The organism is Sediminicoccus sp. BL-A-41-H5, from assembly GCF_050632405.1.
Taxonomy (GTDB): Bacteria; Pseudomonadota; Alphaproteobacteria; order Acetobacterales; family Acetobacteraceae; genus Roseococcus.
In genome coordinates, this window is sequence record NZ_CP192601.1 from 3205694 (window position 1) to 3228160 (window position 22467).

At 71.8% G+C, this 22467-nt stretch carries 20 protein-coding genes; 10 read left to right on the plus strand and 10 right to left on the minus strand.

Features of this window, described 5'->3' with window-relative positions:
* Window positions 1-87: 87 nt before the first annotated feature.
* From ACQ860_RS15730 to ACQ860_RS15750, 5 genes are all read left to right on the plus strand, one after another.
* Window positions 88-3021, plus strand: coding sequence for a helicase-related protein (locus ACQ860_RS15730; protein WP_431304283.1), 2934 nt, complete (start codon window positions 88-90; stop codon window positions 3019-3021).
* Window positions 3022-3024: 3 nt separating this feature from the next.
* Window positions 3025-3303 carry a S4 domain-containing protein gene (locus tag ACQ860_RS15735; RefSeq protein ID WP_431304284.1) on the plus strand — a complete coding sequence of 93 codons (279 nt, stop codon included), beginning with the start codon at window positions 3025-3027 and terminating at the stop codon, window positions 3301-3303.
* 75 nt (window positions 3304-3378) lie between these two features.
* Window positions 3379-3711, plus strand: coding sequence for a ferredoxin FdxA (gene fdxA / locus ACQ860_RS15740; RefSeq protein WP_213616361.1), 333 nt, complete (start codon window positions 3379-3381; stop codon window positions 3709-3711).
* 159 nt (window positions 3712-3870) lie between these two features.
* Entirely contained in the window at window positions 3871-5028 is a 1158-nt protein-coding gene (locus ACQ860_RS15745) for a CarD family transcriptional regulator (protein ID WP_431304285.1), read from the plus strand.
* Between the two features lie 29 nt (window positions 5029-5057).
* Window positions 5058-5453 (plus strand): SufE family protein, encoded by a 396-nt coding sequence (locus tag ACQ860_RS15750; protein WP_431304286.1) that lies wholly within the window; start codon window positions 5058-5060, stop codon window positions 5451-5453.
* A gap of 18 nt (window positions 5454-5471) precedes the next feature.
* Here ACQ860_RS15750 and ACQ860_RS15755 read toward each other — a convergent pair whose 3' ends face one another.
* The 10 genes from ACQ860_RS15755 to ACQ860_RS15800 form a co-directional block, all read right to left on the minus strand.
* Window positions 5472-6326 (minus strand): SAM-dependent methyltransferase, encoded by an 855-nt coding sequence (locus tag ACQ860_RS15755; RefSeq protein ID WP_431304287.1) that lies wholly within the window; start codon window positions 6324-6326, stop codon window positions 5472-5474.
* Window positions 6327-6345: 19 nt separating this feature from the next.
* Entirely contained in the window at window positions 6346-7086 is a 741-nt protein-coding gene (locus tag ACQ860_RS15760) for a P-loop NTPase (protein WP_431304288.1), read from the minus strand.
* The gene (locus ACQ860_RS15765) at window positions 7083-7964 is read right to left on the minus strand and encodes a GTP-binding protein (RefSeq protein ID WP_431304289.1); all 882 of its coding nucleotides are present in this window, start codon (window positions 7962-7964) and stop codon (window positions 7083-7085) included. Before ACQ860_RS15765 ends, ACQ860_RS15760 begins: the two co-directional genes overlap by 4 nt.
* Before the next feature lie 3 nt (window positions 7965-7967).
* Complete coding sequence (gene flhA, locus ACQ860_RS15770; RefSeq protein ID WP_431304290.1) at window positions 7968-10028, minus strand: flagellar biosynthesis protein FlhA; 2061 nt, start codon at window positions 10026-10028, stop codon at window positions 7968-7970.
* Complete coding sequence (locus ACQ860_RS15775; protein WP_431304291.1) at window positions 10025-11392, minus strand: sigma 54-interacting transcriptional regulator; 1368 nt, start codon at window positions 11390-11392, stop codon at window positions 10025-10027. Before ACQ860_RS15775 ends, flhA begins: the two co-directional genes overlap by 4 nt.
* Window positions 11389-11715: a flagellar motor switch protein FliN gene (gene fliN, locus ACQ860_RS15780; RefSeq protein ID WP_431304292.1), complete on the minus strand. Its 327-nt coding sequence runs from the start codon at window positions 11713-11715 to the stop codon at window positions 11389-11391. Before fliN ends, ACQ860_RS15775 begins: the two co-directional genes overlap by 4 nt.
* A gap of 24 nt (window positions 11716-11739) precedes the next feature.
* A complete protein-coding gene (fliG, locus tag ACQ860_RS15785; protein WP_431304293.1) occupies window positions 11740-12744 on the minus strand; it encodes a flagellar motor switch protein FliG in 1005 nt (334 codons plus the stop codon).
* Entirely contained in the window at window positions 12741-14441 is a 1701-nt protein-coding gene (fliF, locus tag ACQ860_RS15790) for a flagellar basal-body MS-ring/collar protein FliF (protein ID WP_431304294.1), read from the minus strand. Before fliF ends, fliG begins: the two co-directional genes overlap by 4 nt.
* Window positions 14442-14547: 106 nt before the next feature.
* Window positions 14548-15213, minus strand: a complete 666-nt coding sequence (locus ACQ860_RS15795; protein ID WP_431304295.1) for a flagellar hook assembly protein FlgD — start codon at window positions 15211-15213, stop codon at window positions 14548-14550.
* Window positions 15214-15231: 18 nt separating this feature from the next.
* On the minus strand, window positions 15232-16875 hold the full coding sequence (locus ACQ860_RS15800; protein WP_431304296.1) for a flagellar hook-length control protein FliK: 1644 nt from the start codon (window positions 16873-16875) through the stop codon (window positions 15232-15234).
* A gap of 236 nt (window positions 16876-17111) precedes the next feature.
* Between ACQ860_RS15800 and flgE the strand changes: the two genes are divergently transcribed.
* The 5 genes from flgE to ACQ860_RS15825 all read left to right on the plus strand — a co-directional run bounded on the left by flgE (window position 17112) and on the right by ACQ860_RS15825 (window position 22455).
* Window positions 17112-18389, plus strand: a complete 1278-nt coding sequence (gene flgE, locus ACQ860_RS15805) for a flagellar hook protein FlgE (protein ID WP_431304297.1) — start codon at window positions 17112-17114, stop codon at window positions 18387-18389.
* Between the two features lie 77 nt (window positions 18390-18466).
* On the plus strand, window positions 18467-20002 hold the full coding sequence (locus tag ACQ860_RS15810; RefSeq protein ID WP_431304298.1) for a flagellar hook-associated protein FlgK: 1536 nt from the start codon (window positions 18467-18469) through the stop codon (window positions 20000-20002).
* A gap of 26 nt (window positions 20003-20028) precedes the next feature.
* Window positions 20029-21096: a flagellin gene (locus ACQ860_RS15815; protein ID WP_431304299.1), complete on the plus strand. Its 1068-nt coding sequence runs from the start codon at window positions 20029-20031 to the stop codon at window positions 21094-21096.
* A gap of 170 nt (window positions 21097-21266) precedes the next feature.
* Entirely contained in the window at window positions 21267-21707 is a 441-nt protein-coding gene (locus ACQ860_RS15820; RefSeq protein WP_431304300.1) for a flagellar biosynthesis repressor FlbT, read from the plus strand.
* A complete protein-coding gene (locus tag ACQ860_RS15825) occupies window positions 21700-22455 on the plus strand; it encodes a DUF1217 domain-containing protein (RefSeq protein ID WP_431304301.1) in 756 nt (251 codons plus the stop codon). The genes ACQ860_RS15820 and ACQ860_RS15825 overlap by 8 nt, the downstream gene beginning before the upstream one ends.
* The last annotated feature ends 12 nt before the right edge of the window (window positions 22456-22467 follow it).

The window sequence follows — 22467 nt, forward strand, 5'->3', positions numbered from 1 at the left end:
TCTCCGCCGGAGAGGGGCAAGTTGCAATCACCGCCGCATGGTTCATAACCCTGCGGCCCCTTTGTCGGGCCATTCTTGGAAGCCAGCATGTTCGAAGCGCGCGTCAAGGCCATCCTCGGCCCCACCAACACCGGCAAGACCCATCTCGCGATGGAGCGCATGCTGGCGCATTCCTCGGGAATCATCGGCTTCCCGCTGCGCCTGCTCGCGCGCGAGAACTATGACCGCATGGTGGCGCAGAAGGGCGAGAAGAACGTCGCCCTCATCACCGGCGAGGAGAAGATCGTCCCGCCCGAGGCCAAGTGGTTCGCCTGCACGGTCGAGGCCATGCCGCTCGACCGCAAGGTGGAATTCCTGGCGGTGGACGAGATCCAGCTCTGCGCCGACCCCGATCGCGGCCATATCTTCACCGACCGGCTGCTGCATGCGCGCGGTCTGGTCGAGACCATGTTCATGGGGGCGGAGACCATCCGCCCGCTGCTGCAGCGCCTGGTGCCGCAGGTCGAGATCGAGACGCGGCCACGCCTCTCCAAGCTGGAACATGCCGGCCCCGCCAAGCTCACGCGCCTGCCGGCCCGCAGCGCCGTCGTCGCCTTCAGCGCGGGTGAGGTCTATGCCATCGCCGAGGCCATCCGCCGCCGCCGTGGCGGTTGCGCGGTGGTGATGGGCCGCCTCAGCCCCCGCACGCGCAACGCGCAGGTGAAGATGTACCAGGACCGCGAGGTGGATTTCCTCGTCGCGACGGATGCCATCGGCATGGGCCTGAACATGGATGTGGACCATGTGGCCTTCGCCAGCCTCAACAAGTTCGACGGCCACACGCCGCGCCAGCTGACCCCGCAGGAGGCGGCGCAGATCGCCGGCCGCGCGGGCCGCGGCATGCGCGACGGCACCTTCGGCGTGACCGGCGAATGCCCGCCTTTGCCGGAGGAGATGGTCGAGAAGATCGAGGGGCATCATTTCGAGCCCATCCAGGCGCTGGCCTGGCGCAACAGCGATCTCGACTTCGGGGGCATCGAGGCGCTGCTCGACAGCCTCGGCGCGCCTCCGCCGCAGCCCGGCCTCACCAAGGGCCATGACGCGACGGACCACATCACGCTTAGCCTGCTCGCGCGTGAGGAGGGCATCCGCCGCATGGCCTCCTCCCGCACGCGGCTGCAGCTCCTATGGGAGACCTGCCAGGTGCCGGATTTCCGCAAGCTGGCGGATGACACGCACACCCGGCTCTGCGCGAAGCTCTTCACGCATCTGTGCGAGGATGGGCACCTGCCGTCGGACTGGATCGCCTCGCAGATCGCGAGCTGCACCAGCATCGAGGGCGATCTCGACACGCTGATGGCGCGCCTCGCTTCCATCCGCGTCTGGGCATATATCGCCGCCCGCGCCGATTGGGTGCGCGATGCCAGCACCCAGCAGGAAGCCGCCCGCGCCGCCGAGGATGCGGTGAGCGACGCGCTGCATGAGCGCCTGACGGCGCGCTTCGTGGACCGCCGCGCCGCCCATCTGATCCGCAGCCTCGACAACACCGAGGAGGAATTGCTCAGCGCCGTCACTCGCCAGGGCGAGGTGGTGGTGGAGGGGCACAAGGTCGGCCGCGTCGTCGGCTTCGAATTCCAGCCCGAGCTGGGCGAGGGCGGCGAGGAGGAGAAGAAGCTCATCCTGCGCGCCGCGCGCCGGGCCCTGGTGCAGGAGATCCCGCGCCGGGTGGCCGCGCTCGACATCGCCAAGACGGAAAGCTTCGGCCTGACGGCGGAGCACCGCATCACCTGGGAGGGGGCGGAGATCGCCCGCCTCAAGATGGGCAGCGAGCCGGGCAAGCCGCTGATCGAGGTGAAGGACACGGAATTCCTCGACGGCCCGCAGCGCGAGCGCATCCGCACGCGCCTCGCTGGCTGGATCGAGGGCGTGATCGCCAAGGACCTCGCCGCCATCGCGGCCATCGAGGCCAAGGCCGCCGAGGACAACACGCTCCGTGGCCCCGCCTTCCAGCTGCGCGAGACGCTGGGCCTGAAGCCGGGCGACACGCGCAACCAGATCGGTCAGGATCTGCGGACCAAGCTGAAGGGCATCGGCATCCGCGCCGGGCGCTTCGCGCTCTATGTGCCCGAGGCGCTGAAGCCGCGCCCCATGGCGCTGCGCGCGCAGATCTGGGCGCTGAGCTATGACGTGCCGACGCCCACGCTGCCCGCGCCCGGCCTCGTTTCCATCCCGAGCGATGGCGTCATGGCGCTCTCCTGGCCGCCGGGCTTCGCGGCCATGATGGGCTGGGTGCCGGCCGGCCCCGTGCTGCTCCGCCTGGATGTGGCGGAGCGCGTGGCGGCGGAACTCGGCTACCTCACGCGCCGCGCGCCGGCGCCGCTGCCACCCGAGATCCTGGGCCGCTTCGGCATCAAGGGTGAGGCGCTGGGGCCGGTGCTGGCCGAACTCGGCTTCCGCCTGATCCCCTCCGAGCCGCTGCCCGAGGGCATGGAAGGCCCCGTGCTGCCCACCATGGTGGCCTGGGCGCGGCCTGCGCAGGGGCCGCGCCACAACCAGCGCCAGGGGCGGCCGCACGGGCGCAATGAGGGCCCGCGCCGCGAAGGCCAGCGCCCGCCGGCGCCCCGCGCCGAGGGCGAGGCGCCCGCGGAAGGCGCCGCGGCGGAAGGGGCCGAGGCCCGTGCGCCTCGCCGCGATGGACCGCGCCGCGATCGCAACCGGGGGCCGCGCCCCGCCGAGGGCCAGCCCGAGGGCGCGCCCCGTCCCGAGGGAGGCCGCCCGGAAGGCCGCCGCGACGGTCCCCGGAAGGAGGGCTTCCGCAAGGACGGCCCGCGCCGCGATGGCCCCCCGCCGCAGGGGGGACAGGGCGGCCGCGACGAACGCAAGCGCGACGACAACCGCCGCGACGGTCCCCGCCCGCCGCGTGATCGGGAGCGCGACCGCGGCCCCGGCGGTCCGGAGACGCGGACCTTCCATGAGGACCGCCCGGCCAGCAAGGTGGAGGACAGCCCCTTCGCCGCGCTGATGAAGCTCAAGCTGAAGTGACACATGGAGGGGCACGCGCCCTTCCTGCGTCTCGATGCCTGGCTCTGGCATGCGCGCCTGGCCCGGTCCAAGGCGGATTGCGGCGCGCTGATCGAGGCGGGCGGCTTCCGCCTCAACCGCCAGCCCGTCACCAAGGCCCATGCGCGCATTCGGGTGGGCGATGTGCTGACCTTCCCGCGCCATGGGGAGGTGGAGGTCTGGCTTGTCCTCGCCTTGGGGGTTCGCCGCGGCCCGCCCGAGGAGGCGCGCAGCCTTTACGAGAAGATTTCAATCACGGAATGACGCGCCGGATGGCTGGACATTCGGGCGCGGCAGGGCCATTCCTAGGTCTCCGCGTCGCCATCGGGAGCTGTGTTTGTGACCTACGTCGTCACTGAAAACTGCATCAAGTGCAAGTACATGGACTGCGTGGAAGTCTGTCCGGTGGACTGCTTCTACGTCGGCGAGAACATGCTCGTGATCCATCCCGACGAGTGCATCGACTGCGGCGTCTGCGAGCCGGAATGCCCGGCCGAGGCGATCCTGCCGGACAGCGACGACAAGGCCACCGCCTGGGTCGAGCTGAACCGCAACTACGCGCAGTCCTGGCCGAACATCACCCGCAAGGGCGAGCCCCCGGCCGATGCCGATGAATGGAAGGACAAGCCCGGCAAGCGCGAGCTGCTGAGCCCCGAGCCCGGCAAGCCCTGAGCCGCCGCCCCGGCGGGACTCCGCAGCGGGCGTGACCTGTCGCGTTTTTTGTGTTAGGCTTCAGCGCCGGAGACGTCGCTTGCCCTTGCTTCACCTCCTCCGATCCGGGCGGGGCGCGCGTTCCGAACCTTCCCTCGGCATGCAGGAGCAAAGCGCCCCATGGCCTCGTCATCCAAACCGGCCAAGGCGAAAGCCAAGGCCGCCAACCCCGCCCGCAAGCCCGCCGCGCAGCCCGCCGCGCCGAAGCCCACTGCCAAGGCGGCCGTGAAGCCAGTGAAGCAGGTGGCGGCGAAGCCCGCGCCCAAGCCCGCCGTCAAGGCCAAGCCGGCCCCGAAGCCTGCCGTCAAGCCGGCGGCCAAGGCCAAGCCGGTCGCGAAGCCGGCGCCAGCCCCTGTCAAGGCGAAGGCCAAGCCGGCCCCCGCCACACCCCCCAAGGCCAAGGCCGTTCCGGCCCCGAAGCCCACAACTCCACCGGCGGCCCCCCCCGCCGTCTCCAGCAGCAAGGCAACATCAACTCCAGTGACCAAGAGCAAGGCCTCCGAGGCCAAGTCCACGCCGAAACCCGCGCCTGAGAAGGCGGCTGCCCCGAAGGCCGAGAAGCCGGTCCCCGTCGAGGCGCCCGCGCCCGCCGCTGAGCCCGCGCCCAGTCCGCGCCCTTCCATCGTCGTCGCCGCGCCGCCCAACATGCCGGTGCGCGCCACCACCAACCCCATGTCGCCCCGCCCGCCCATGGGCCGGCCGAACATGCCGCCATCCTTCGCCGTGCGCAGCCCGGGGCGCCCGGGTTTCGCCGAGGGCCAGGCCACGCCGCCCCGTCCACCCGGCCCCAAGGTCGAGTTCAAGGCTGGCGACCACGTCGTCTATCCGACGCATGGCGTCGGCACGGTGCAGGGCATCGAGGTGATCGAGGTGGCCGGCATGGACCACCACATGATCGTCGTCACCTTCGAGGAGAACCGGATGACGCTGCGCGTCCCGGTCAACAAGGTGCCCACCGCCGGCCTGCGCAAGCTCTTCACCCAGAAGGAGTTCGAGGCGGCCATTGATACGCTGAAGGGCCGCGCGCGCATCAAGCGCACCATGTGGTCCCGCCGCGCGCAGGAATACGAGGCGAAGATCAATAGCGGCGACCCGATCCAGATCGCCGAGGTCGTGCGCGACCTGCAGCGCAATGCCGGCCAGCCCGACCAGTCCTTCAGCGAGCGGCAGATCTACGAGCAGGCGCTGGAGCGCCTGGCCGCCGAATACGCGGCCATCGAGAAGATCGACAAGTTCGCCGCCAGCGAGGCGCTGGTCGCCTTCGCCAAGTCCACGTGAGCGGGCCGGACGAGAGCAGCATTGAGGCCGTGATCACCGATCTCGAGGAGGGTTTCGCCCTCTTCGACGATTGGGAGGACCGCTACCGCTACCTCATGGACATGGGGCGCGAACTCGCACCCCTCGCCCCGGAGGAGATGGTGGAGGCCAATCGCGTCTCGGGCTGCCAGTCGCGCGTCTGGCTGGTGGCGCGCAACGAGGATGGCCGCGTGCATCTGCGCGCGGCGAGTGACGCCGCCTTCGTGCAGGGGCTGCTCGCGCTGCTGCTGCGCGTGCTGGATGGCCGCCGCGCGGAGGAGATTCTCGCCACGGATGCGGGCTTCCTGACGCGCCTCGGCCTCGGCGAGCATCTCAGCCTGTCGCGTCGCAACGGCGTGATGGCGGTGCTGGCGCGCATCCAGGGCGCCGCGAAGGCGGCGCTGTAAAGCGGCGAAGGCGGCGGTTCAGGCGGGTTTCCGCGCCACCAGCAGGCGGTAATGCACCCAGCCCTCGGTCTGCAGGCTTTCCAGCAGCAGTCCGCCGATCTCCGCCTCGGCCCGGACGCCGAGGCCGAGCAGGCGCGCCAGCCAGGACCGGTTCCGCACCTCGGCAAGGCGCGGCGCGACCTGCGCCATGCCCCGCACCTGGAGCAGCGGGTTCAGGTCGCGCTCGCCCACCAGATCCAACCCGGATGCCCGCAGCGCCGTGATCCAGCCGGCGCGGTCCGGCGCCACCGGGCAGCGCCAGTAGCGCTTGAACTGCGCGAGGCGTTCAGCGGGCTCTGGCGGCAGGCCCGGTTCGGGCATGTCGTCCACCACCAGCAGATGGCCGCCGGGGGAGAGTTGGCGCGCGAGGCCGGTGAGCGTGGCAGCCGGATCGGCGCTGTGGATCAGGCTTTCGATGCCATAGATCAGATCGAAGGGCCCGGCCGGCGGTGCGTCATAGGATTGCACCTGCACCCGCACGCGCTCCGCGAGCCCTGCCCTGGCCAGCGCCGCATTGCCGCGCGCCGCCTGCTCGGGCGAGAGGGTGAGGCCGGTCCAGTCGCCGCCGAGACGCGGGGCGAGGTCGAGCATGGTCGCGCCATAGCCGCAGCCGGCATCCAGCACACGCGGGGCTTCGGGCAGCGTGACTCCCTCCAGCATCAGGCGATGGATGACCAGCGGCGAGGGCGGCCCGCCCTCGGGGTCGGCCAGGGCGCGGTGCACCGGATGCACCGCCTCGCCGGCCGCACGCCTCTCCCGGTAGAAGGAAATGCCGTCGAGCCAACGGTAATAGCGCTGCACGCGCCGCGCCTGGCGCTCGGATGCGGAGGACATGCGCGCGCTTTACGCGAAGTCACGCGGCTTGTCGCGCCAGGTGCAATTGCGCGGCAATGCGGCGTAAATCCTCTGCCGCCGGCGTGTTCGGGTGGCGCGTGAGCAGCGGGGCCTGGGCGCGGATCGCGGCGGGCACGCGCGGGTCGCGCCGCACGGCGCCGAGCAGCGTGAGCCCCTGGCCCAGGAAGCCGCGGCAGGCCGCGTCCAGCGCCGCATGCACGCGGGCGGGCTGCGCGGCCATGTTCACCAGCAGCCCGGCCCGGCCGCTGGGCGCGTCGCGCCGGTGCAGCTTCAGCACGGCATAGGCGTCCGTGATCGAGGTCGGCTCCTCCGTCGCGACGACGACCAGCTCATCGGCCAGCGCCGCCAGGCCGCGCTGCGCCGCGCCGATGCCGGCGCCCAGATCCAGCACCACCCAATCCATCGGCAGGCCGCGCAGCAGCGTGATGACCTCGGCGGCGCCAGCGCGGTCCAGCGTGGCCAGCGCGGTGGAGCCCGAGCGCCCCGGCAGCACGGCGAAGCCGGCGGGGTGATGCAGGATCGCGGCCTCCGCCGCGCAGCGGCCGGTCAGCACGTCGCCCAGGTCATGCCGCGGGTCGAGGCCGAGCTGCACATCCACATTGGCGAGGCCGAGATCGCCATCCACCAGCGCCACGCGGCCGCCAGCCTCGGCCAGCGCCTGGGCCAGGCCGATGGCGAGGCAAGTCTTGCCGACGCCACCCTTGCCGGAGGCGAGCGCGATCAGACGGGGCATGCTCATGCGGGATTCTCCCGGTCGGGGCCGCCCGACAGGCGCGCGGCCAGCCAGGCGGGGGAAAGCGGTTGCAGCCCATGCGCCACCTGCGGGCCGATGCCCGCCTCGGTCAGCGTGAGGCCCACACAGGCGGCGGAGAGCACGCCGCCCAGACGCCGCGCCATGTCGAGCCGCGTCGGCAGCAGGTGCCGCGCGCCCAACTGGTGGAAGGCGCGCGCGATCTCGGCGCTCTCCTCCGCATCGAGACCTGCGGGCAGCACCAGGATGGGCGCCGCGTCGGCCGCGCGGATCAGACGGTAGAGGCGCTCGGCCTGGGCCTCATCGAAGGGGTCGCAACCGAAGCCATCCACCAGGGCGAGCTGCCCCGGCTCGCGCGCCTGGAGCGCCTTGGCGAGCGCCTCCGGCACGGCGGCGACGGCAAGGGTGACGCGCAGCAGCCGTGTGAAGGCGGCAAGCTGCTCCACCGCGCCCGCCCGCGCGCCATCGGCGGTGACGACGATGGGCGTGTGCCCCGTCATCTTGGCGCGCGCCGCGAGCTTGGCGCAGGTCAGCGTCTTGCCGGCGCCGGGCGGGCCCACCAGCAGCAGCGGTCTGTCCTGCGGCAGCGGCTCGAACGCGATCCGCGCCGCCAGCGCCGCCGCGAGATCAGGCCCGGGAAAGGCGCCGGCGAGCGCTGCGCCCAGATTGTGCCGCGCGAGCTCGGAGGGCGGCGGCTCGGGCTCGGGCTCGATCAGCTCGGGCTCGGCGAGGTCGAGCGCCGCCGTGACCTCGACGCCGCCGGCGACGCGGCGCGTGCCGAGCACCACCGCCTCCTCGCCAAGCGCCTCGCGCACGGCGGTGAGCGCCAATGTCGCGTTGCGCGCGTGAAAGACCCGCAGACGCATGGCTCAGACGCTGGCCAGGCTGCGGATGCGCACGCGCGGATGGATTTCCGCCTGGGAGAGCACGGGCGTGCTGGGCCTGAAGCGTTCGATGATGGCGCGCAGATGCGGGCGCAGCGCGCCGGAGCAGAGCAGCGCCGGGTGCTCGCCCTGCGCGGCCTGTGCGTCCAGCACATCGCGCAGGCGCTGCATGAAGGCCTGCAGGCGCGCCGGCTCCATCGCCAATTGGCGATCCTCCGGCGGGCCGGCGAGGGATTCCGTGAAGGCCGCCTCCCATTCCGGCGAGAGCATGACGATCGGCACATAGCCCTGCGGCCCGCGCGCCGCCTCGGAGAGCTGGCGGGAGAGGCGCATGCGGACGATGCCAAGCATCTGCGGCAGGGAGCGCATGCCGGCCGCCGCCGCCTCCTGCAACCCTTCCAGGATGGTTGGTAGGTCACGGATGGAGACGCGCTCGGCCAGCAGCGCCTGGAGCAGGCGTTGCAGCAGGCCGATGCTGACCTGGGAGGGAATGAGATCCTGCACCAGCTTCTGCTGGTCGCGCGGGAGCTCGTCGAGCAGCTTCACCGTCTCGCTGTAGGAAAGCAGCTCGCTCATGTTCTCGCGCACCACTTCGGTCAGGTGCGTGGCCAGCACGCCGGCGCAATCCACCACGGTGCAGCCGCGCGCCAGCGCCTCCTCGCGCAGGGTCTCCTCGATCCAGAGGGCGGGCAGGCCGAAGGCGGGCTCGGTCGTCTTCTCGCCGGGCAGGTCGGGGATGCCGCCCTCCGGGTTGATGGCGAGGTGCAGCGGCGGGCGCAGCGAACCCCGCACCGCCTCGATCTCCTTCACGCGGAGGATGTAGGTGTCGGGCGGCAGGTCCAGATTGTCCTGGATGCGGACGGAGGGCAGGACAAAGCCCATCTCCTGCGCGATGGAACGGCGCAGGCCGCGGATCTGCTCGGTCAGGCGCGGCGCCTCGCCGGAAGCGAGGGAGAGCAGGCCATAGCCCAGCTCCAGCCGCAGCAGGTCCATCCGCAGCGCCTCGGCCACGGCGGGCTCGGTCGGGATGGGGGGCGGTTCCTCGGCCACCGGTGGCGCGTCCAGGCTGGCCTTGCGCTGGAACCAGGCGGCCGCGCCGGTCGCGCCCGCGATGACGAGGAAGGGCAGCAGCGGCATGCCCGGCATGGCGCCCAGCACGAGCGCCGAGGCCGAGGCGATGGCGAGCGGCTTCCAGCCCGTCAGCTCGCGCGCCATGAGCTGGTCCGCCTGCTCCTCCTTCGCGGCCTTGGTGACGACGATGGCCGCCGCCACGCTGACCAGCAGCGCGGGAATCTGACCGACCAGGCCATCGCCCACGGTGAGGATGGAGTAGGTCTCCACCGCGTCGCCGAAGCTCATGCCGTGCCGGCCGAGGCCGATGGCCAGCCCGCCCAGCAGGTTGATGAAGGTGGAGATCAGGCCCGCGATCGCATCGCCCTTCACGAATTTGGACGCGCCATCCATCGCGCCGTGGAAGCCGCTCTCCTCCTGGAGTTCGCGGCGGCGCAGCTTGGCCTGCGCCTCGTCGATCGTGCCGGCGGAGAGATCGGCGTCGATCGCCATCTGTTTGCCTGGCATGGCGTCGAGGTGGAAGCGTGCCGCCACCTCGGCGATGCGGCCCGCGCCCTTCGAGACGACGACGTGGTTCACGATGAGCAGGATGGCGAAGACGATCATGCCCACCAGGATGTCGCCGCTCATCAGGAAGTTTCCGAAGGCGGCGATGACGCCGCCCGCCGCCTCCGGCCCCTCATGCCCATTGGCGAGGATGGCGCGCGTGGTGGCGACGTTGAGGCCGAGTCGGAACAGCGTGGTGATGAGCAGTAGCTGCGGAAAGGACTGGAAATCGAGCGGCCGCGTCAGCAGCAGCGCGACCATCAGCATGAGCACCGAGACGACGATGTTCAGCGCCAGCGCCGCATCAAGCAGCACGGCCGGCAGCGGCACGATCAGGATGACCATGACGAGCATGACGCCGGCCACCAGCAGCGCCTCGGAGGAGAGGCGGAGGTTGCGCAGCCAGGCGGGGAGGGCGGCGGCGTTCACGCGACGCGCCAGCTCTCGGGCAGCTGCCCGGGGGCGAGCGGCACGGCCACACCCTGGCCGCGATACTCGGCCAGCTTGTTGCGCAGCGTGCGGATGGAGATGCCGAGGATCTCGGCCGCGCGCGTGCGGTTGCCAAGGCAGCGGCCCAGCGTTTCGAGGATGAGCTCGCGCTCAACCTCCTCCATGCGGCGGCCGACGAGCGCGGCGATGGGATGCGCGGGCGCGGTCGCCGCAGGTGCGGGCGTATCCGCCGTGGTCTCGGCCGGCGCGCTGCCCAGTTCGATGGCGTCGGCGCCGATCTCGGTGCCGGTGGCCAGCAGCACGGCGCGGTGCAGCGCATTCTCCAGCTCGCGCACATTGCCGGGCCAGGGATGCCCCATGAGGCGCGCCGTGGCGGCCGGAGCGAGCGGGCGCGACGGCAGGCCGTTGGCGGCGGCGTAGCGCGCGGCGAAATGCTCGGCCAGCGGAAGGATATCGCCCGCGCGCTCGCGCAGCGGCGGGATGCGCAGCTGCACGACGTTCAATCGGAAGTACAAGTCCTCCCTGAAACGGCCGGCGCGCACCTCGGCCTGGAGGTCGCGGTTGGTGGCCGCGAGGATGCGGACATCAACCTTCACCGGCTGCGTGCCGCCCAGCTTGTCCACCTCGCGCTCCTGGATGGCCCGCAGCAGCTTTGATTGCAGGCGCACATCCATCTCGCCGATCTCGTCCAGCAGCAGCGTGCCGCGATCGGCCTGCTCGAACTTGCCCTTGCGGGCGGCGATGGCGCCGCTGAAGGCCCCGCGCTCATGGCCGAAGAGCTCGCTCTCCAGCAGCGCCTCGGGCAGGGCCGCGCAGTTCAGCGCCACGAAGGGGCCGCGTGCGCGCTTCGACGCCGCGTGGATGTGGCGCGCCAGCACCTCCTTCCCCGTGCCGCTCTCGCCCGTGATGAGCACAGAAGCTTCGGCGCGGGCGAGCTGACCCGCGCGGGCCAGCAGCGCCTGCATCACCGGGTCGCGCCCGATGGGCGCCTCGTGATCCGCCGTCACCGCCTGCAGCATGGCGGCGATCAGCTCGGCCTCCGGTGGCAGCGGCAGGAATTCCCGCGCGCCGGCGCGGATGGCGCGCAGCACGGAATCCGCATCCGCGTTGCGCCCGCAGGCGATGAGCGGGGTGGCGATGCGCTCCTCCGCCAGGCGCTCCAGCAGCCAGGGCAGGTCATGCGCGGCATCGGCGAGGATGAGGTCGGCCCCCGTGCCGCGCAGCCGCTCCAGCGCCGGGGTCACGCCCTCCACCTGCGTGAGCTGCGCGCCGCGCGCGCTCGCGATGCGCGCGGCGTGGCCGAGCTCGCCGGCGAGCGAACCGATGATCAGCAACCGCGTCATGTGGCGCGGTCCGCCTTGACGATTTCGGTCATGGTGATGCCCAGGCGGTTGTCCTCCACCATCACCACCTCGCCGCGCGCGACGAGTCGGTTGTTCACGTAGATGTCCACCGCCTCGCCCAGCTTGCGGTCCAGCTCCACCACGGCGCCACGGCCCAGCTTGAGCAGCTGGCTGACCTGCATGGTCGCGCGGCCGAGCACGGCGCTGACCTGGACGGGGATGTCATAGACCGCCTCCAGGTCGCGCGGCGGGGGTGGCGCGCGCTCGCCATCGGCGGGGGCGCCCGGCGTGGTCGGGACAAAATCTTCCGTCGCGTCGCTCATGCGGCCTCCTGCCGGCTCTCAGTCTCATTCAACAAGCTGGTCATCCTTGCCCTCGGAGAGCTGGATCTGCCCCTGCGCCGCGAGGTCCTTGGCGGCGTTGACGACGGCGGCCTGCGCCTCGTCCACATCCTTGAGGCGCACGGGGCCGAGGGCGGCGATGTCGTCGCGCAGCAGCTTGGCCGCGCGCTCGGTCATGTTGCGGAAGAACAGGTCGCGCATCTCCTCCGCCGCGCCCTTGAGCGCCAGCGTCAGGCGTTCCTTCTCGACCGAGCGGAGCAGGAGCTGGAGGCCCGCCGCGTCCAGGCGCTTCAGGTCGTCGAAGGTGAACATGAGCGAGCGGATGCGCTCGGCCGCCTCGAAGTTGCGCTCCTCCAGCGCGGCCATGAGGCGCGCCTCGGCCTGGCGGTCGAGGCCGTTGAAGATGTTCGCCATCATCTCGTGCGCGTCGCGGCGCTGCGTCCGCGCGAGGTTGGACATGAACTCCATCTTCAGTGTGCGCTCCACGCCGTCCAGCGCTTCCTTCTGCACGTTCTCCATGCGCAGCATCCGCATCACGACCTCCATGGCGAAGCCCTCGGGCAGGATGGAGAGGACGCGGGCGGCGTGGTCGGGCTTCACCTTGCTCAGCACCACGGCGACGGTCTGCGGGTATTCGTTCTTCAGGTAGTTCGCGAGGACCGTCTCGTTCACGTTGCCGAGCTTGTCGAAGATGGTGCGGCCGGCGGGGCCGCGGATCTCCTCCATGATCTGGTTCACGCGCTCGGGCGGCAGGGTGCGCAGCAGCATCCGCTCGGTGCTCTCGTAGGAGCCGACGAGACTGCCCGCCTGGCCGATCTGGCCCGCGAACTCCTCGCAGATCGCCTCCACCGTCTCGGCCGGGATGGTGCCGAGCTGCGACATGGCGTGGGAGAGATCGCGGATCTCGTCCTCGTGCAGCCGCTCGAAGAAGCGCGTCGCCTGTTCCTCGCCCAGGGCCAGCATCAGGATGGCGGCCTTCTGCGTGCCCGCCATGCGCCTGCGTCCGCTCATGCGTCATCCTCCGGGGTGAGCCAGCGGCGGACCGCCAGCAGCGCTTCGTCGGGATAGGTCTCGACCAGGCTGGTGATGCGCGCGATGGAGGAGCTGCGGAGCTGGCCCTGCACATGGGCCATGCTCATCATCTGCTCCTCGCCCGCGCCGCCCTCGGCGCCAAGCAGCCCGGCGGGCCGTTCGCCCGGCGGCAGGGCCGGATCGCCCGGCTGGCCCGGCAGCGCGGCGCCGCCCTCGCCAGCGATCGCGCCCGCCGCCACGCCGCCCGCCCCGGCCAGCGCCGGCGTGGGGTTCAGCGTCAGCGAGAGCTTGCGCGCCACGGGCCGCGCCACCAGCAGCAGCGTCAGCAGGATCAGCACGCCGATCACCGCCGTTTCCAGCAGCCGCGCGACGACGGCCTGCGGGATGTCGAGGCCGAACATGCCCGCCTCGCGCGGGCTCTCCTCCGGCTCGGCGAAGGGCATGGAGACGACCTCGACGCGGTCGCCGCGCTGTTCGTTGAAGCCCACGGCGTTGCGCACGAGGCCCGCGATGCGGCCCAGCTCCTCCGGCGTGCGCTCGCGCTTCGTGGCGGTGCCGTCCGGCCGCGCCTCGGTCACGCCATCCACCAGCACGGCGACCGTGAGGCGGCGGGTGGTGGGATGCTCGCGCAGCACGTTGCGGAGCGTGCGGCCGATCTCGAAATTCGTGGTCTCTTCCTGGCGGCTTTCCTGGTTGCCGTTGCCGCCGCCGCCCGGCTCCGCGCCTGGCAGGTTGTTGCCGACGCCAACCGGCCCGCCTTCGGTGCTGCGGCTGCTCTCGTTGCTGGATTGCGTGCTGCGCGCCACCTGGTTTTCGGGGTCGAACCGCTCCTCGCGCGTCTCCACGCGGTCGAAATCCATCTCGAGCGCGACCTCGGCGCGGACGCGGCCGGGGCCCAGCACGCGCTCCAGCATTTCCTCCACGGCGCGGGAGAGGCGCGCCTCCTGGCCACGACGCAGCTCCTCCTGCGTCTGTGCGCCGGCAGGGCCGCTCAGCGCCTGCCCGCCGCGCGCCAGCAATTCGCCGCGGCTGTCCACGATGGAGACATTCTGCGGGCGCAGCCCGGGCACGGCAGCGACGACGAGATGCAGCACCGCCTGCACGCCCTCGCGGTCCAGCCGCTGCGCGCCCTGCATGGTGAGCAGCACGCTGGCCTGGGCTTCCGCCCGCTCGCGCGAGAACGCCTCGCGCCGGGGCAGCACGAGATGCACGCGCGCCGCACGCACGCCGCTCAGCGCGCGGATGCTGCGGGCGAGCTCGCCCTCCATCGCGCGCAGGCGGTTCATCTCCTGCTGGAAGGGCGTGGTGGTCAGGCTCTCATTGCGATCGAACAGCTCATTGCCGATGGAGCCGCCAGCCGGGAGTCCCTCACGCGCCAGGGCGAGGCGCAGCCGGGGCACATCCTCGGCGGGCACGAGCACCTGCGTTCCGCCGGCGGCGAGGCGATAGGGCACGCGCTGGCGTTCGAGGGCAGCGACCACCGCACCCGCATCCCGCGTTTCCAGATCGCCGTAGAGCAGGCTCATGGGCGGCGTGCCGGCGCGCAGCACCAGGAAGCCGATCAGGCCGAGAACGCCGAGGCCGACACCCGCCAGCGCGATCAGCTGGATCCGGCCCAGAGCCCGAAGCTGACCGATCAGGTTCTGCACGGCACCATCCGACGCGGCGCGCTGCACACCAACATGCAAATTCTCCCGGAGGCTCATCCTGTGCCCTGGGCAGAACTTGCCGCATGCCCTGTTGCGAAAGGCTTAACGCCCGGCGCTCACGGCGAAATCACGCTCAATTCGCCGCGAGGCCACGCAGCTTGTCGAAGTTCACGGACAGCGCACCGAGGCTGAGCCGCACCTCGCCGCCGCTGCGGTCCACCGCCGTCGCGCGCGCCAGCACGCCCGCATTGAGGGTGGTGGTCGTGCCATCGGCGCGAATGCCGCTCACGCTGAAGCGATAGGCGCCGTCATTCTGCTGCGTGCCGCCGGCGTCCCGGCCGTCCCAGCTCCAGCTCGCGGGGGCGTTGCCGAGCGCGACTTCCGCGCTGCGCAGCGCGCGGCCGCTGGAATCCATGACCGTGATCATCGCGCGTCGCGCATCGCCCGCCGCCGGCAGCCGCAGCTGCGCCTGGCCCCCCTGTAGCGAGAGGCGATCGCTTTCCACCTCCACCACGCGGCCCATCAGCGGCGCGGCGGAGACGAGCTGGTTGCCTTGCTCCACACTCAGCAGCCGCTCGAGGTTGGTGTTCACCTTGATCTGCTGCTCGACGGTGGCGAATTGCACCAGCTGCTGCGTCATCTGGTTCGCGTCCATCGCGTTGGTCGGATCCTGGTTCTGCAGCTGCGTCGTCAGCAGCGTCAGGAAGGTGTTGAAGTCCGAGCCGATGCCCGTGGTGGTGGTGGCGCGCGCCGTGTTGGCATTCGTCGCGGTCTGGGTGGTGCCGATGCTGCCGCTCATGCGGGGTTCTCCATCGCGTCAGATGTTGAGGTCGAGAAGGCCGCGCACCGCGCGGGTGGGGGTGGGCTCGGCCGCGATCGCGCTGCCTGCGGGACCCCGTCCGCGTGGCGTCGCGTCGCTGCGCGATTCCTCCCGCCCCCGCTGCTCGCGCCCGCCGGTGGAGGAGGAGAGCGAGAACTCGATGCCCTTCGCTTCCACCCGCAGCCCCGCATCCGCGAGGCCACGATCCAGTTCCTGCCGGTCACGCAGGAGGAGGGCGAGTGTCTCGGGGCGCTCGGCCGTGATGCGCACCGCATGCGCCTCGCCCTCACGCTGCACGCGGATCTCGACGCGGCCCAGTTCGCCGGGCTCCAGGCTCAGCTGGAAGCCGCCCGCGCCGGCCGGCGCGAAGGCGAGCGCGACCGCGATGGGCGCGACCTGGCGCATGGGCGGCGGCGGCTGGGGCGGCGCCGGCGGCGGCGCCTCGGCCACACGCAAGGCGGGCGCTGCCAGATCGGTGGCCAAGGCCGCGGCATCCGCCGCGTTGGGCGATGCGGCCGGTGGCGCGGCGGTGGGTGGTGGGGGCAGTGCGGGGGGAACGGGCCTTGCGCCGCCCCCGGCATGAGCACTGGCCGGCGCGGCTGCTGGCGTGGGCTCGGCCGCTGCGGCCTCTGTCTGCTGGGCGGGCGCGGCTTCCGTGGCGTCGGGTGCGTGGCCGCGGCCTTCCGCTTCCAGCCGGGGCGGGCGGGCCGTGGCGGCATGCCGCAGGGGCGGTGCCATCTGGCTCGCCTGGGCGGGGAGGGTCGCATCCTCCGCCGCCTGCGGCGTTGCGGCAGGCGGGGCCATGGCCGCGGCCTGGCGGAGCTGCGGGGGCGTCGCGAGGGCGAGCGCCGCCTGCGCCGGCATGGCCTCGGGCTCCGGCTGTGGCTGTGGCTGTGGGTTTGGCTGTGCCTGGGGCGGGGGCGGCAAGGTCACGGCCAGGGGCAGCGGGGGCGGCCCCATGGGCGAGCCAGCGGCATCCTCATCGGCGGTGACCGGGGCCTCGGTCGCTTCGTCGGCGGCCTTCGGCGTCCCCTCTTCCTCGGTCTCCGGCGGCACGCCCATGGAGGTGTCCTCCGGCGGGGGCGCGGGAGGGCCGGGTACCGTGGCGGGCATGGGCAAGGCTGCGTCGCGCGCCATCGCCGGCGGCATGGCCTCGGCCTGCACGGGTGCCGCTGGAGCGCCCTCCGCGACCGCCGGCACGAGGCTGGGCCGTGGCGGCAGCGCGGTAGTGGTGACCGGCTCTGCCTCGGTCGAACTTGGTGCGGACGGCCCAGCCGGGAGCACCGTGGCGCCGAGGGGGACGGGCGCCAGGCCCGAAGGAGGCTGCGACGCGCGTGCCTGCGATCCGATGGGCTGCGATAAGGGCGTCGGCGGGACGGAGGTTGGCGGCAGGGCTCCCGGGGGCACGGTCCCCAGGGATGCGGGCGCGCCGGATTCGGGAGCCTGCGATCCAGGCGCGAGGGGCGATGCCGCGCCGGCCAGCGGGGCGGTGATGGCGATGCCAGCCACCGGCGCGGCCAGCAGCGCGGCGCTGCGGCTCAGCGCGTCCTGGAAGCCCGTTTCCGCAGCCGCTTCCGCAAGCACGGGCGACGCGCCCATCGCAAGCACGGGCACCGGGCCGACGGGAAACACGCCCTCCATGCCGATCACTCTTTCCTGTCATGCCGGGCGGGCCCCATGCCCGCATCTCCCGCACCCGCCGGGAGGCAGCAAGGCGCGGGCCAAGCCGCGGCCGCGTGCCTCCGGCATGATCCGCCGGGGCGGGGGCGCTTCCTGCCGCTGCCGGGCAGTTTCTGCCGCGCCAAGGCTGCCTGGCGCTGGCACGCATCCTGCGAGCGACGCGCCAGCCCAACCCTCTTCGGCAATGGAGCCCCAGCATGTCGATCTTCGGTGCGATGACCACGGCCATCTCCGGCATCAACGCGCAAGCCAGGTCGCTCGGCCATATCTCCGACAATCTCGCGAACAGCCAGACCGCCGGCTTCAAGCGGATCGACACCAACTTCAACGACCTGGTCACGCAATCCAGCATCAGCTCGCATTCGTCGGGTTCGGTCATCGCCCGGCCTGATTTCACCAACACGGTGCAGGGCACGGTGGAGCAGAGCGAGAATCCGCTCGGGCTTGCCATCGGCGGGCAGGGCTTCTTCAGTGTGGCGCAGTCGCGCGGCAGCGCAGGCGGGCTGCCGATCTTCGACGAGCGCCAATTCTACACCCGCGCCGGCGATTTCCGGATGGATCGCGATGGCTATCTGGTGAACGGCGCCAACTACTTCCTGCAGGGCTGGCCGGTGAGCGGCGAGGGTGTGGTGGACCGCACGACGCTGGCCCCCGTGCGCGTGAGCCAGGAGGTGTTCAACCCCATCGCGACCTCGATCATCGAGATGTCGGCCAACCTGCCCGCGATCGATCCGCCGGCGACGCCAGCCGATGCCAAGAGCTACAGCACGCAGGTGCAGATCTATGACCAGGTGGGCAACCGCAACCCGGTGACGGTCACCTTCGCGCAGATGACGGACGGCACGCCGCGCGGCTGGAACATGACCATCACACCCAATCCCGTCACAGGCGGCGTTGATGTGCCCATCGTCTTCGGCACCAACGGGACCATCGAGAGCTTCAACGGCAACACCGGGCTGACCAACACGGCGGTGGAGTTTCCCTTCGAGATGGATTTCGGCCTCGGCAACCAGCCGGTGACGCTGAACCTCGGCCGCTTCGGCGTGGCGCAGGGCATCACGCAATATGCGGGCAAGGATTTCTCGCTGCGCAACCTCTCGCAGAACGGCGTGCCGCCGGGTGGCTATTCCGGCCTCGCGGTGCGTGAGAATGGCGACATCGTGGTGAATTACGACAATGGCCAGTCGCGCATCGTGGCCCGCGTGCCGCTCGTCTCCTTCAGCGACGCCGACAAGCTGCAGCGCCTCGACGGCCAGGGCTTCATGCGCACCGTCGAGAGCGGCGAGGCGCAGGTGACGGATGTCGCGAGCAACGGCGTCGGCAAGCTCGTCGTCGGCGCGCTGGAGAAGTCCAACGTGGACATCGGCACGGAGTTCACCAAGCTGATCGTGGCGCAGCGCGCCTATACGGCGAACACCAAGCTGGTCACCGCTGCGGATGAGATGCTGCAGGACACGATCAACATGAAGCGCTGACGCGCTTGGGCAACATGAAACGCTAACGGGCCTGGGCAACACGAAGCGCCGACGCGCCACGCTGAGCGGAAACACCCATGAGCATAGACCTCGCCATCAGCATCGCGCGCAGCGGCCTGCAGGCGACGCAGCGCGCGCTGGCCAATGCCTCGCAGAACATCACCAATGCCGAGACGCCGGGCTATACGCGCAAGACCGGCGCGGCCGAATCCCGCACCGCGGCCGGCATGCCGCTCGGCGTGCGGCTCGGCGACGCCCGGCGCGAGGTGGATCAGGCGCTGCTGAACGAGCGCGATTCCCGCGGGGGCGAGGCTGCGGCGGCCAAGGTGCGCGAGGGCCTGCTTTCCGGCATCGAGGCGCTGCAAGGCCCCGCGGGCGCGGGCCAGACGCTGGGCGATGCCATCGCGGCCCTGCAGGCCAGCCTGACCTCGCTGCGCGGCGCCCCGCAGGAAGGGGGGCTGCAGCGCGTCGCGTTGAACGCGGCGCGCGAGGTCGCCACGCGCTTCCAGGATCTCGCGGCCGGGGTGGCGGATGCGCGGCAGCAGGCGCATGACGGCATGCTGCGCGAGGTGGCGGAGGTCAATTCCGGCCTGCGGGAGGTGGCGCAACTCACCATCGCCATCCGGGGCGATCGCTCGCGCGGGCTCAGCACCGCCGACCTCGAGGACCGGCGGGACCTGGCGCTGTCGAAGCTCTCCCAGAGCCTGCCGGTGCAGCCGCTGCACCAGCCCGATGGCGGCCTCGTCCTGCTGGCGCGCGGTGGCTTCGCCCTGCCGCTGGAGCCCGAGGGCGACGCCATCACCGCCGCCTCCGCCGATCTCGGCGAAAGTTCCTTCCACGGCACGGGCGGCGACATTCCGCCCATCATGCTCGGCGGCGCCGACATCACGCGGCAGCTCGGCGGCGGGCGACTCGGCGAGTATGTGGCGCTGCGCGATGCCACCCTGCCGCGCTACCAGGCCGAGCTCGACCTCGCCGCCGCCACGCTCGCCACGCGCTTCGAACAGCAGGGGCTGCGGCTCTTCACCGGCACCGCCGGCCAGATGCCCGACACCAGCCTGCCCTACAACGACCCGGCGAGCCGGCAGATGGGCTTCGCCAGGCAGATCCGCCTCGCCGACGCGGTGGCCGGCAACCTGGCATTGCTGCGCGATGGCACGCATGCGGTGGCGGATACGCCGGGTGGCGCCACCGGCTTCACGCCCAACCCGCCCGACGGCCCCGCCGGCTTCGCCACCCTGCTCGATCGCGTGATCACCCACAGCCTGGGCGAGACGGTGCGGCCCGGCGTCACCTGGCCGCCCATCGCCTCGGGCGGGATCGGGCCCGATGGCAGCCTCAGCTCCCCCTTCATTCCCCCGCGCGCGATCACCGACTACGCCGCGACCCTCACCGGCGTGCAGGCGGCTGACCGCGCGGCGGCGACGGCGGCGCTGGAGCGCGCCGAGGGGCTGAAGGCCGGGATGGAGGCCCGCTTCCAGCGCGAATCCGGCGTGGACCCGGATGCCGAGATGGCGGCGCTGATCCGCCTGCAGAACGCCTATGCGGCCAATGCCCGCGTGCTGAACACGGCGCAGCAGATGTGGGAACAGTTGCAATCCATCGGCCGATAGGGAAGGGCTGAATCACCATGTCCAGCATGGAATTGTTCAACCGGCTGACGAACGACACGATGCAGCTGCGCGGCCGGATCGAGACCCTGACGCGGCAATCCATCACGGGCCTGAAGGCGGAGAGACTGGGCGACCTCGGCCCCGGCGTCTCCCGCACCGTCTCCCTGCGCGCCGAGCTGGGCCGGCGGGAGCTGTCGGGCCAGGCCATGGAGCAGGCGCTCGGCCGCACGCTGGTGATGCAGGACAGCCTGGACCGCCTGACCGAGATCGCCCGCGAATTCCGCACCAAGGCGGCGACGCGCATCACCGCGGGCGATCCCGGCTCGCTCATGACGGTGCAGGGCGATGCGCGCGCCGCGCTGGTCGAGGTGGCGCATCTGCTGAACACCCGCCATGGCGGCGAATACCTCTTCGGCGGCAGCGACGTCACGCGCCCGCCCATCCCCGATCCGGAGGGGCTCGCCACCGGGCCGATGGCGCAGCAGATCGCGGCCGAGGTCGCGGCCCTGCCCAACCAGGGCCTCGCCGCCACCTTGGCCGCCACGCGCGGCATCGCGCAGAGCAATGCCGCGGGCATCACCCCCTTCTCCGACCGCCTCGCCGCCGATGCGGCCCTCCCGCCCGGGGAGCAGGAGGCGCGGCGGGCCGTGCCGGCCTCGGACGGGCAGCTGATCGGCTACGGCATCATCGCCGGGCGCAACGCGGATGCGGTCAGCCAGGGCGAGACGACCGGCAGCTGGGCACGCGACCTGATGCGCAACCTGATGAGCCTGGCCGCCCTCTCGCCCGAGCAGATGAGCGACCGCCCGACCTTCGACGCCTTCCTGGGCAGCCTGCGCGACGGCCTCTCCTCCGCCGAACTGGCGCTGGGCGAGGAGGCCGGCGCGCTGGGCACGGTCGAGGCGCGGATGGAGGCGACGCAGCGGCGGCATGACGACCTTTCGACGGCGCTGTCACAGCAGCTCGCGGACATCGAGGAGGTGGACGTAGCCGATGTGCTGGTGCGCCTGCAGGCCACGCGCAACGCGCTGGAGGCGAGCTACCGCGCGCTCGGCTCGCTGCGCGAACTCACGCTCGCGAATTTCCTGCGCTGATCGGGGGCCCGTCTTCAAGCGGCATTAACCGCGCCCGGCGCAAGGTGATCCCGTGCCGGGTGGCCCCCGGCACCGACGGAACGGCAAGGAGCCATGAGGGCCCGTGCCGGCCAGGCGCTTCCCCTGGAAGGGCTTGGATTTCCGGCCGGAGCGACTTGAAGGGAAAAAACATGTCCACGCTCGTTTTGGAACTCCGCCAGGGTGACCTGATGGTGGTGAACGGTGCTCCGATCCGGTTCCGCAACCGCACGCGGATCGAGCTGGCGGCCAAGGCGCGCTTCCTCTTCGGCAAGCAGATCATGGCGCCCGAGGGGGCGAACACCCCCGCGCGCCGCATCTATTTCGCGTTGCAGACGGCCTATATCGGCACGGAGGAGGAGCGCGAGCCCGGCCTCGCCGCCGCCCGCACCCTGATCGAGGAGTTCAAGGAGGCCACCACCTCCGTCCTCGTGCGCGAGATGCTGGCCCGCGCTCTGGAGGCCGCCGAGGAGGATGACTGCTACCTGGCGCTGAAGATCGCCCGCCGGGTGATGCGCCATGAGGAGGAGGTGCTGGGCCTGGCCCCGCTCTCCGCCCCCCGGCGCGAGGCGCCCGAGGGCGCGCATGGCTGACGCGGCCGCCGCCGTCGCCGCTTTCCGCCGGGTGCTGAAGCCCGGCGAGGAGGATCGCGCGCTCGGCCGCATCGCCACCGAGCCGCAGCAGAAGCGGGCCATGGAGCAGTTCAAGCGCGCCGTGGACCGCGCGCCGGATGTGCGCGCCGCCCTGCGCGACCCGCGCGTGCTGCAGGTGATAACCACCGCGCTGGGCATCCCCGAGGGTGGCACCCAGCCGGGCCTCGCCACCCGCGTCCTCCTCTCCGACCTCAAGGACGAGAAGAGCCTCGCCAACACCTTGGGCGACAAGCGCTGGAAGTCGGCCGCCGAGACGCTCAACCTCGCCAAGGGCGGCATCGCCGCGCTGCGCGACCCGCAGCTGCAGGCGAGCCTGGCCGATGGGCTGCGCCGCGCCCAATGGAACCAGAACCTGGAGAAGGAACAGCCCGGCCTGGGTGACGCCGTGCTGTTCAGGGAACGCGCGACGGCGGTCGATGGCAACATCTACGCCGTGCTGGGCGACCCCATCATCCGCCGCGTCGTGACCGGCGCGCTGGGCCTGCCGCAGGAGATCGCCATCCAGTCGGTCGAAACCCAGGCGCGCGCGGTGCGGGCGCGGCTCGACATCGGCAAGCTGGAGGACCCGAAGGAGGTGCAGCGCCTGGCCGAGCGCTACCTGATGAACCGGGCCAACGCGGCGGGCGGCAATGGCGGGGCCGACATCCTCGCGCGCTTCGGCTTTCCGCCACGTGGCTTCACCGTCTGAGGCCACCTCGGC

What these genes read in the sequence shown, in the direction of transcription:
- flgE (WP_431304297.1), top strand. Translation starts at nt 17,112, where the DNA reads ATGTCGATCTTCGGTGCGATGACCACGGCCATCTCCGGCATCAACGCG.
- ACQ860_RS15820 (WP_431304300.1), top strand. Translation starts at nt 21,267, where the DNA reads ATGTCCACGCTCGTTTTGGAACTCCGCCAGGGTGACCTGATGGTGGTG.
- ACQ860_RS15745 (WP_431304285.1), top strand. Translation starts at nt 3,871, where the DNA reads ATGGCCTCGTCATCCAAACCGGCCAAGGCGAAAGCCAAGGCCGCCAAC.
- ACQ860_RS15800 (WP_431304296.1), bottom strand. Translation starts at nt 16,875, where the DNA reads ATGGAGGGCGTGTTTCCCGTCGGCCCGGTGCCCGTGCTTGCGATGGGC.
- fliN (WP_431304292.1), bottom strand. Translation starts at nt 11,715, where the DNA reads ATGAGCGACGCGACGGAAGATTTTGTCCCGACCACGCCGGGCGCCCCC.
- ACQ860_RS15755 (WP_431304287.1), bottom strand. Translation starts at nt 6,326, where the DNA reads ATGTCCTCCGCATCCGAGCGCCAGGCGCGGCGCGTGCAGCGCTATTAC.
- ACQ860_RS15760 (WP_431304288.1), bottom strand. Translation starts at nt 7,086, where the DNA reads ATGAGCATGCCCCGTCTGATCGCGCTCGCCTCCGGCAAGGGTGGCGTC.
- ACQ860_RS15815 (WP_431304299.1), top strand. Translation starts at nt 20,029, where the DNA reads ATGGAATTGTTCAACCGGCTGACGAACGACACGATGCAGCTGCGCGGC.
- ACQ860_RS15775 (WP_431304291.1), bottom strand. Translation starts at nt 11,392, where the DNA reads ATGACGCGGTTGCTGATCATCGGTTCGCTCGCCGGCGAGCTCGGCCAC.
- ACQ860_RS15825 (WP_431304301.1), top strand. Translation starts at nt 21,700, where the DNA reads ATGGCTGACGCGGCCGCCGCCGTCGCCGCTTTCCGCCGGGTGCTGAAG.
- ACQ860_RS15735 (WP_431304284.1), top strand. Translation starts at nt 3,025, where the DNA reads ATGGAGGGGCACGCGCCCTTCCTGCGTCTCGATGCCTGGCTCTGGCAT.
- ACQ860_RS15810 (WP_431304298.1), top strand. Translation starts at nt 18,467, where the DNA reads ATGAGCATAGACCTCGCCATCAGCATCGCGCGCAGCGGCCTGCAGGCG.
- ACQ860_RS15795 (WP_431304295.1), bottom strand. Translation starts at nt 15,213, where the DNA reads ATGAGCGGCAGCATCGGCACCACCCAGACCGCGACGAATGCCAACACG.
- ACQ860_RS15730 (WP_431304283.1), top strand. Translation starts at nt 88, where the DNA reads ATGTTCGAAGCGCGCGTCAAGGCCATCCTCGGCCCCACCAACACCGGC.
- ACQ860_RS15765 (WP_431304289.1), bottom strand. Translation starts at nt 7,964, where the DNA reads ATGCGTCTGCGGGTCTTTCACGCGCGCAACGCGACATTGGCGCTCACC.
- fliG (WP_431304293.1), bottom strand. Translation starts at nt 12,744, where the DNA reads ATGAGCGGACGCAGGCGCATGGCGGGCACGCAGAAGGCCGCCATCCTG.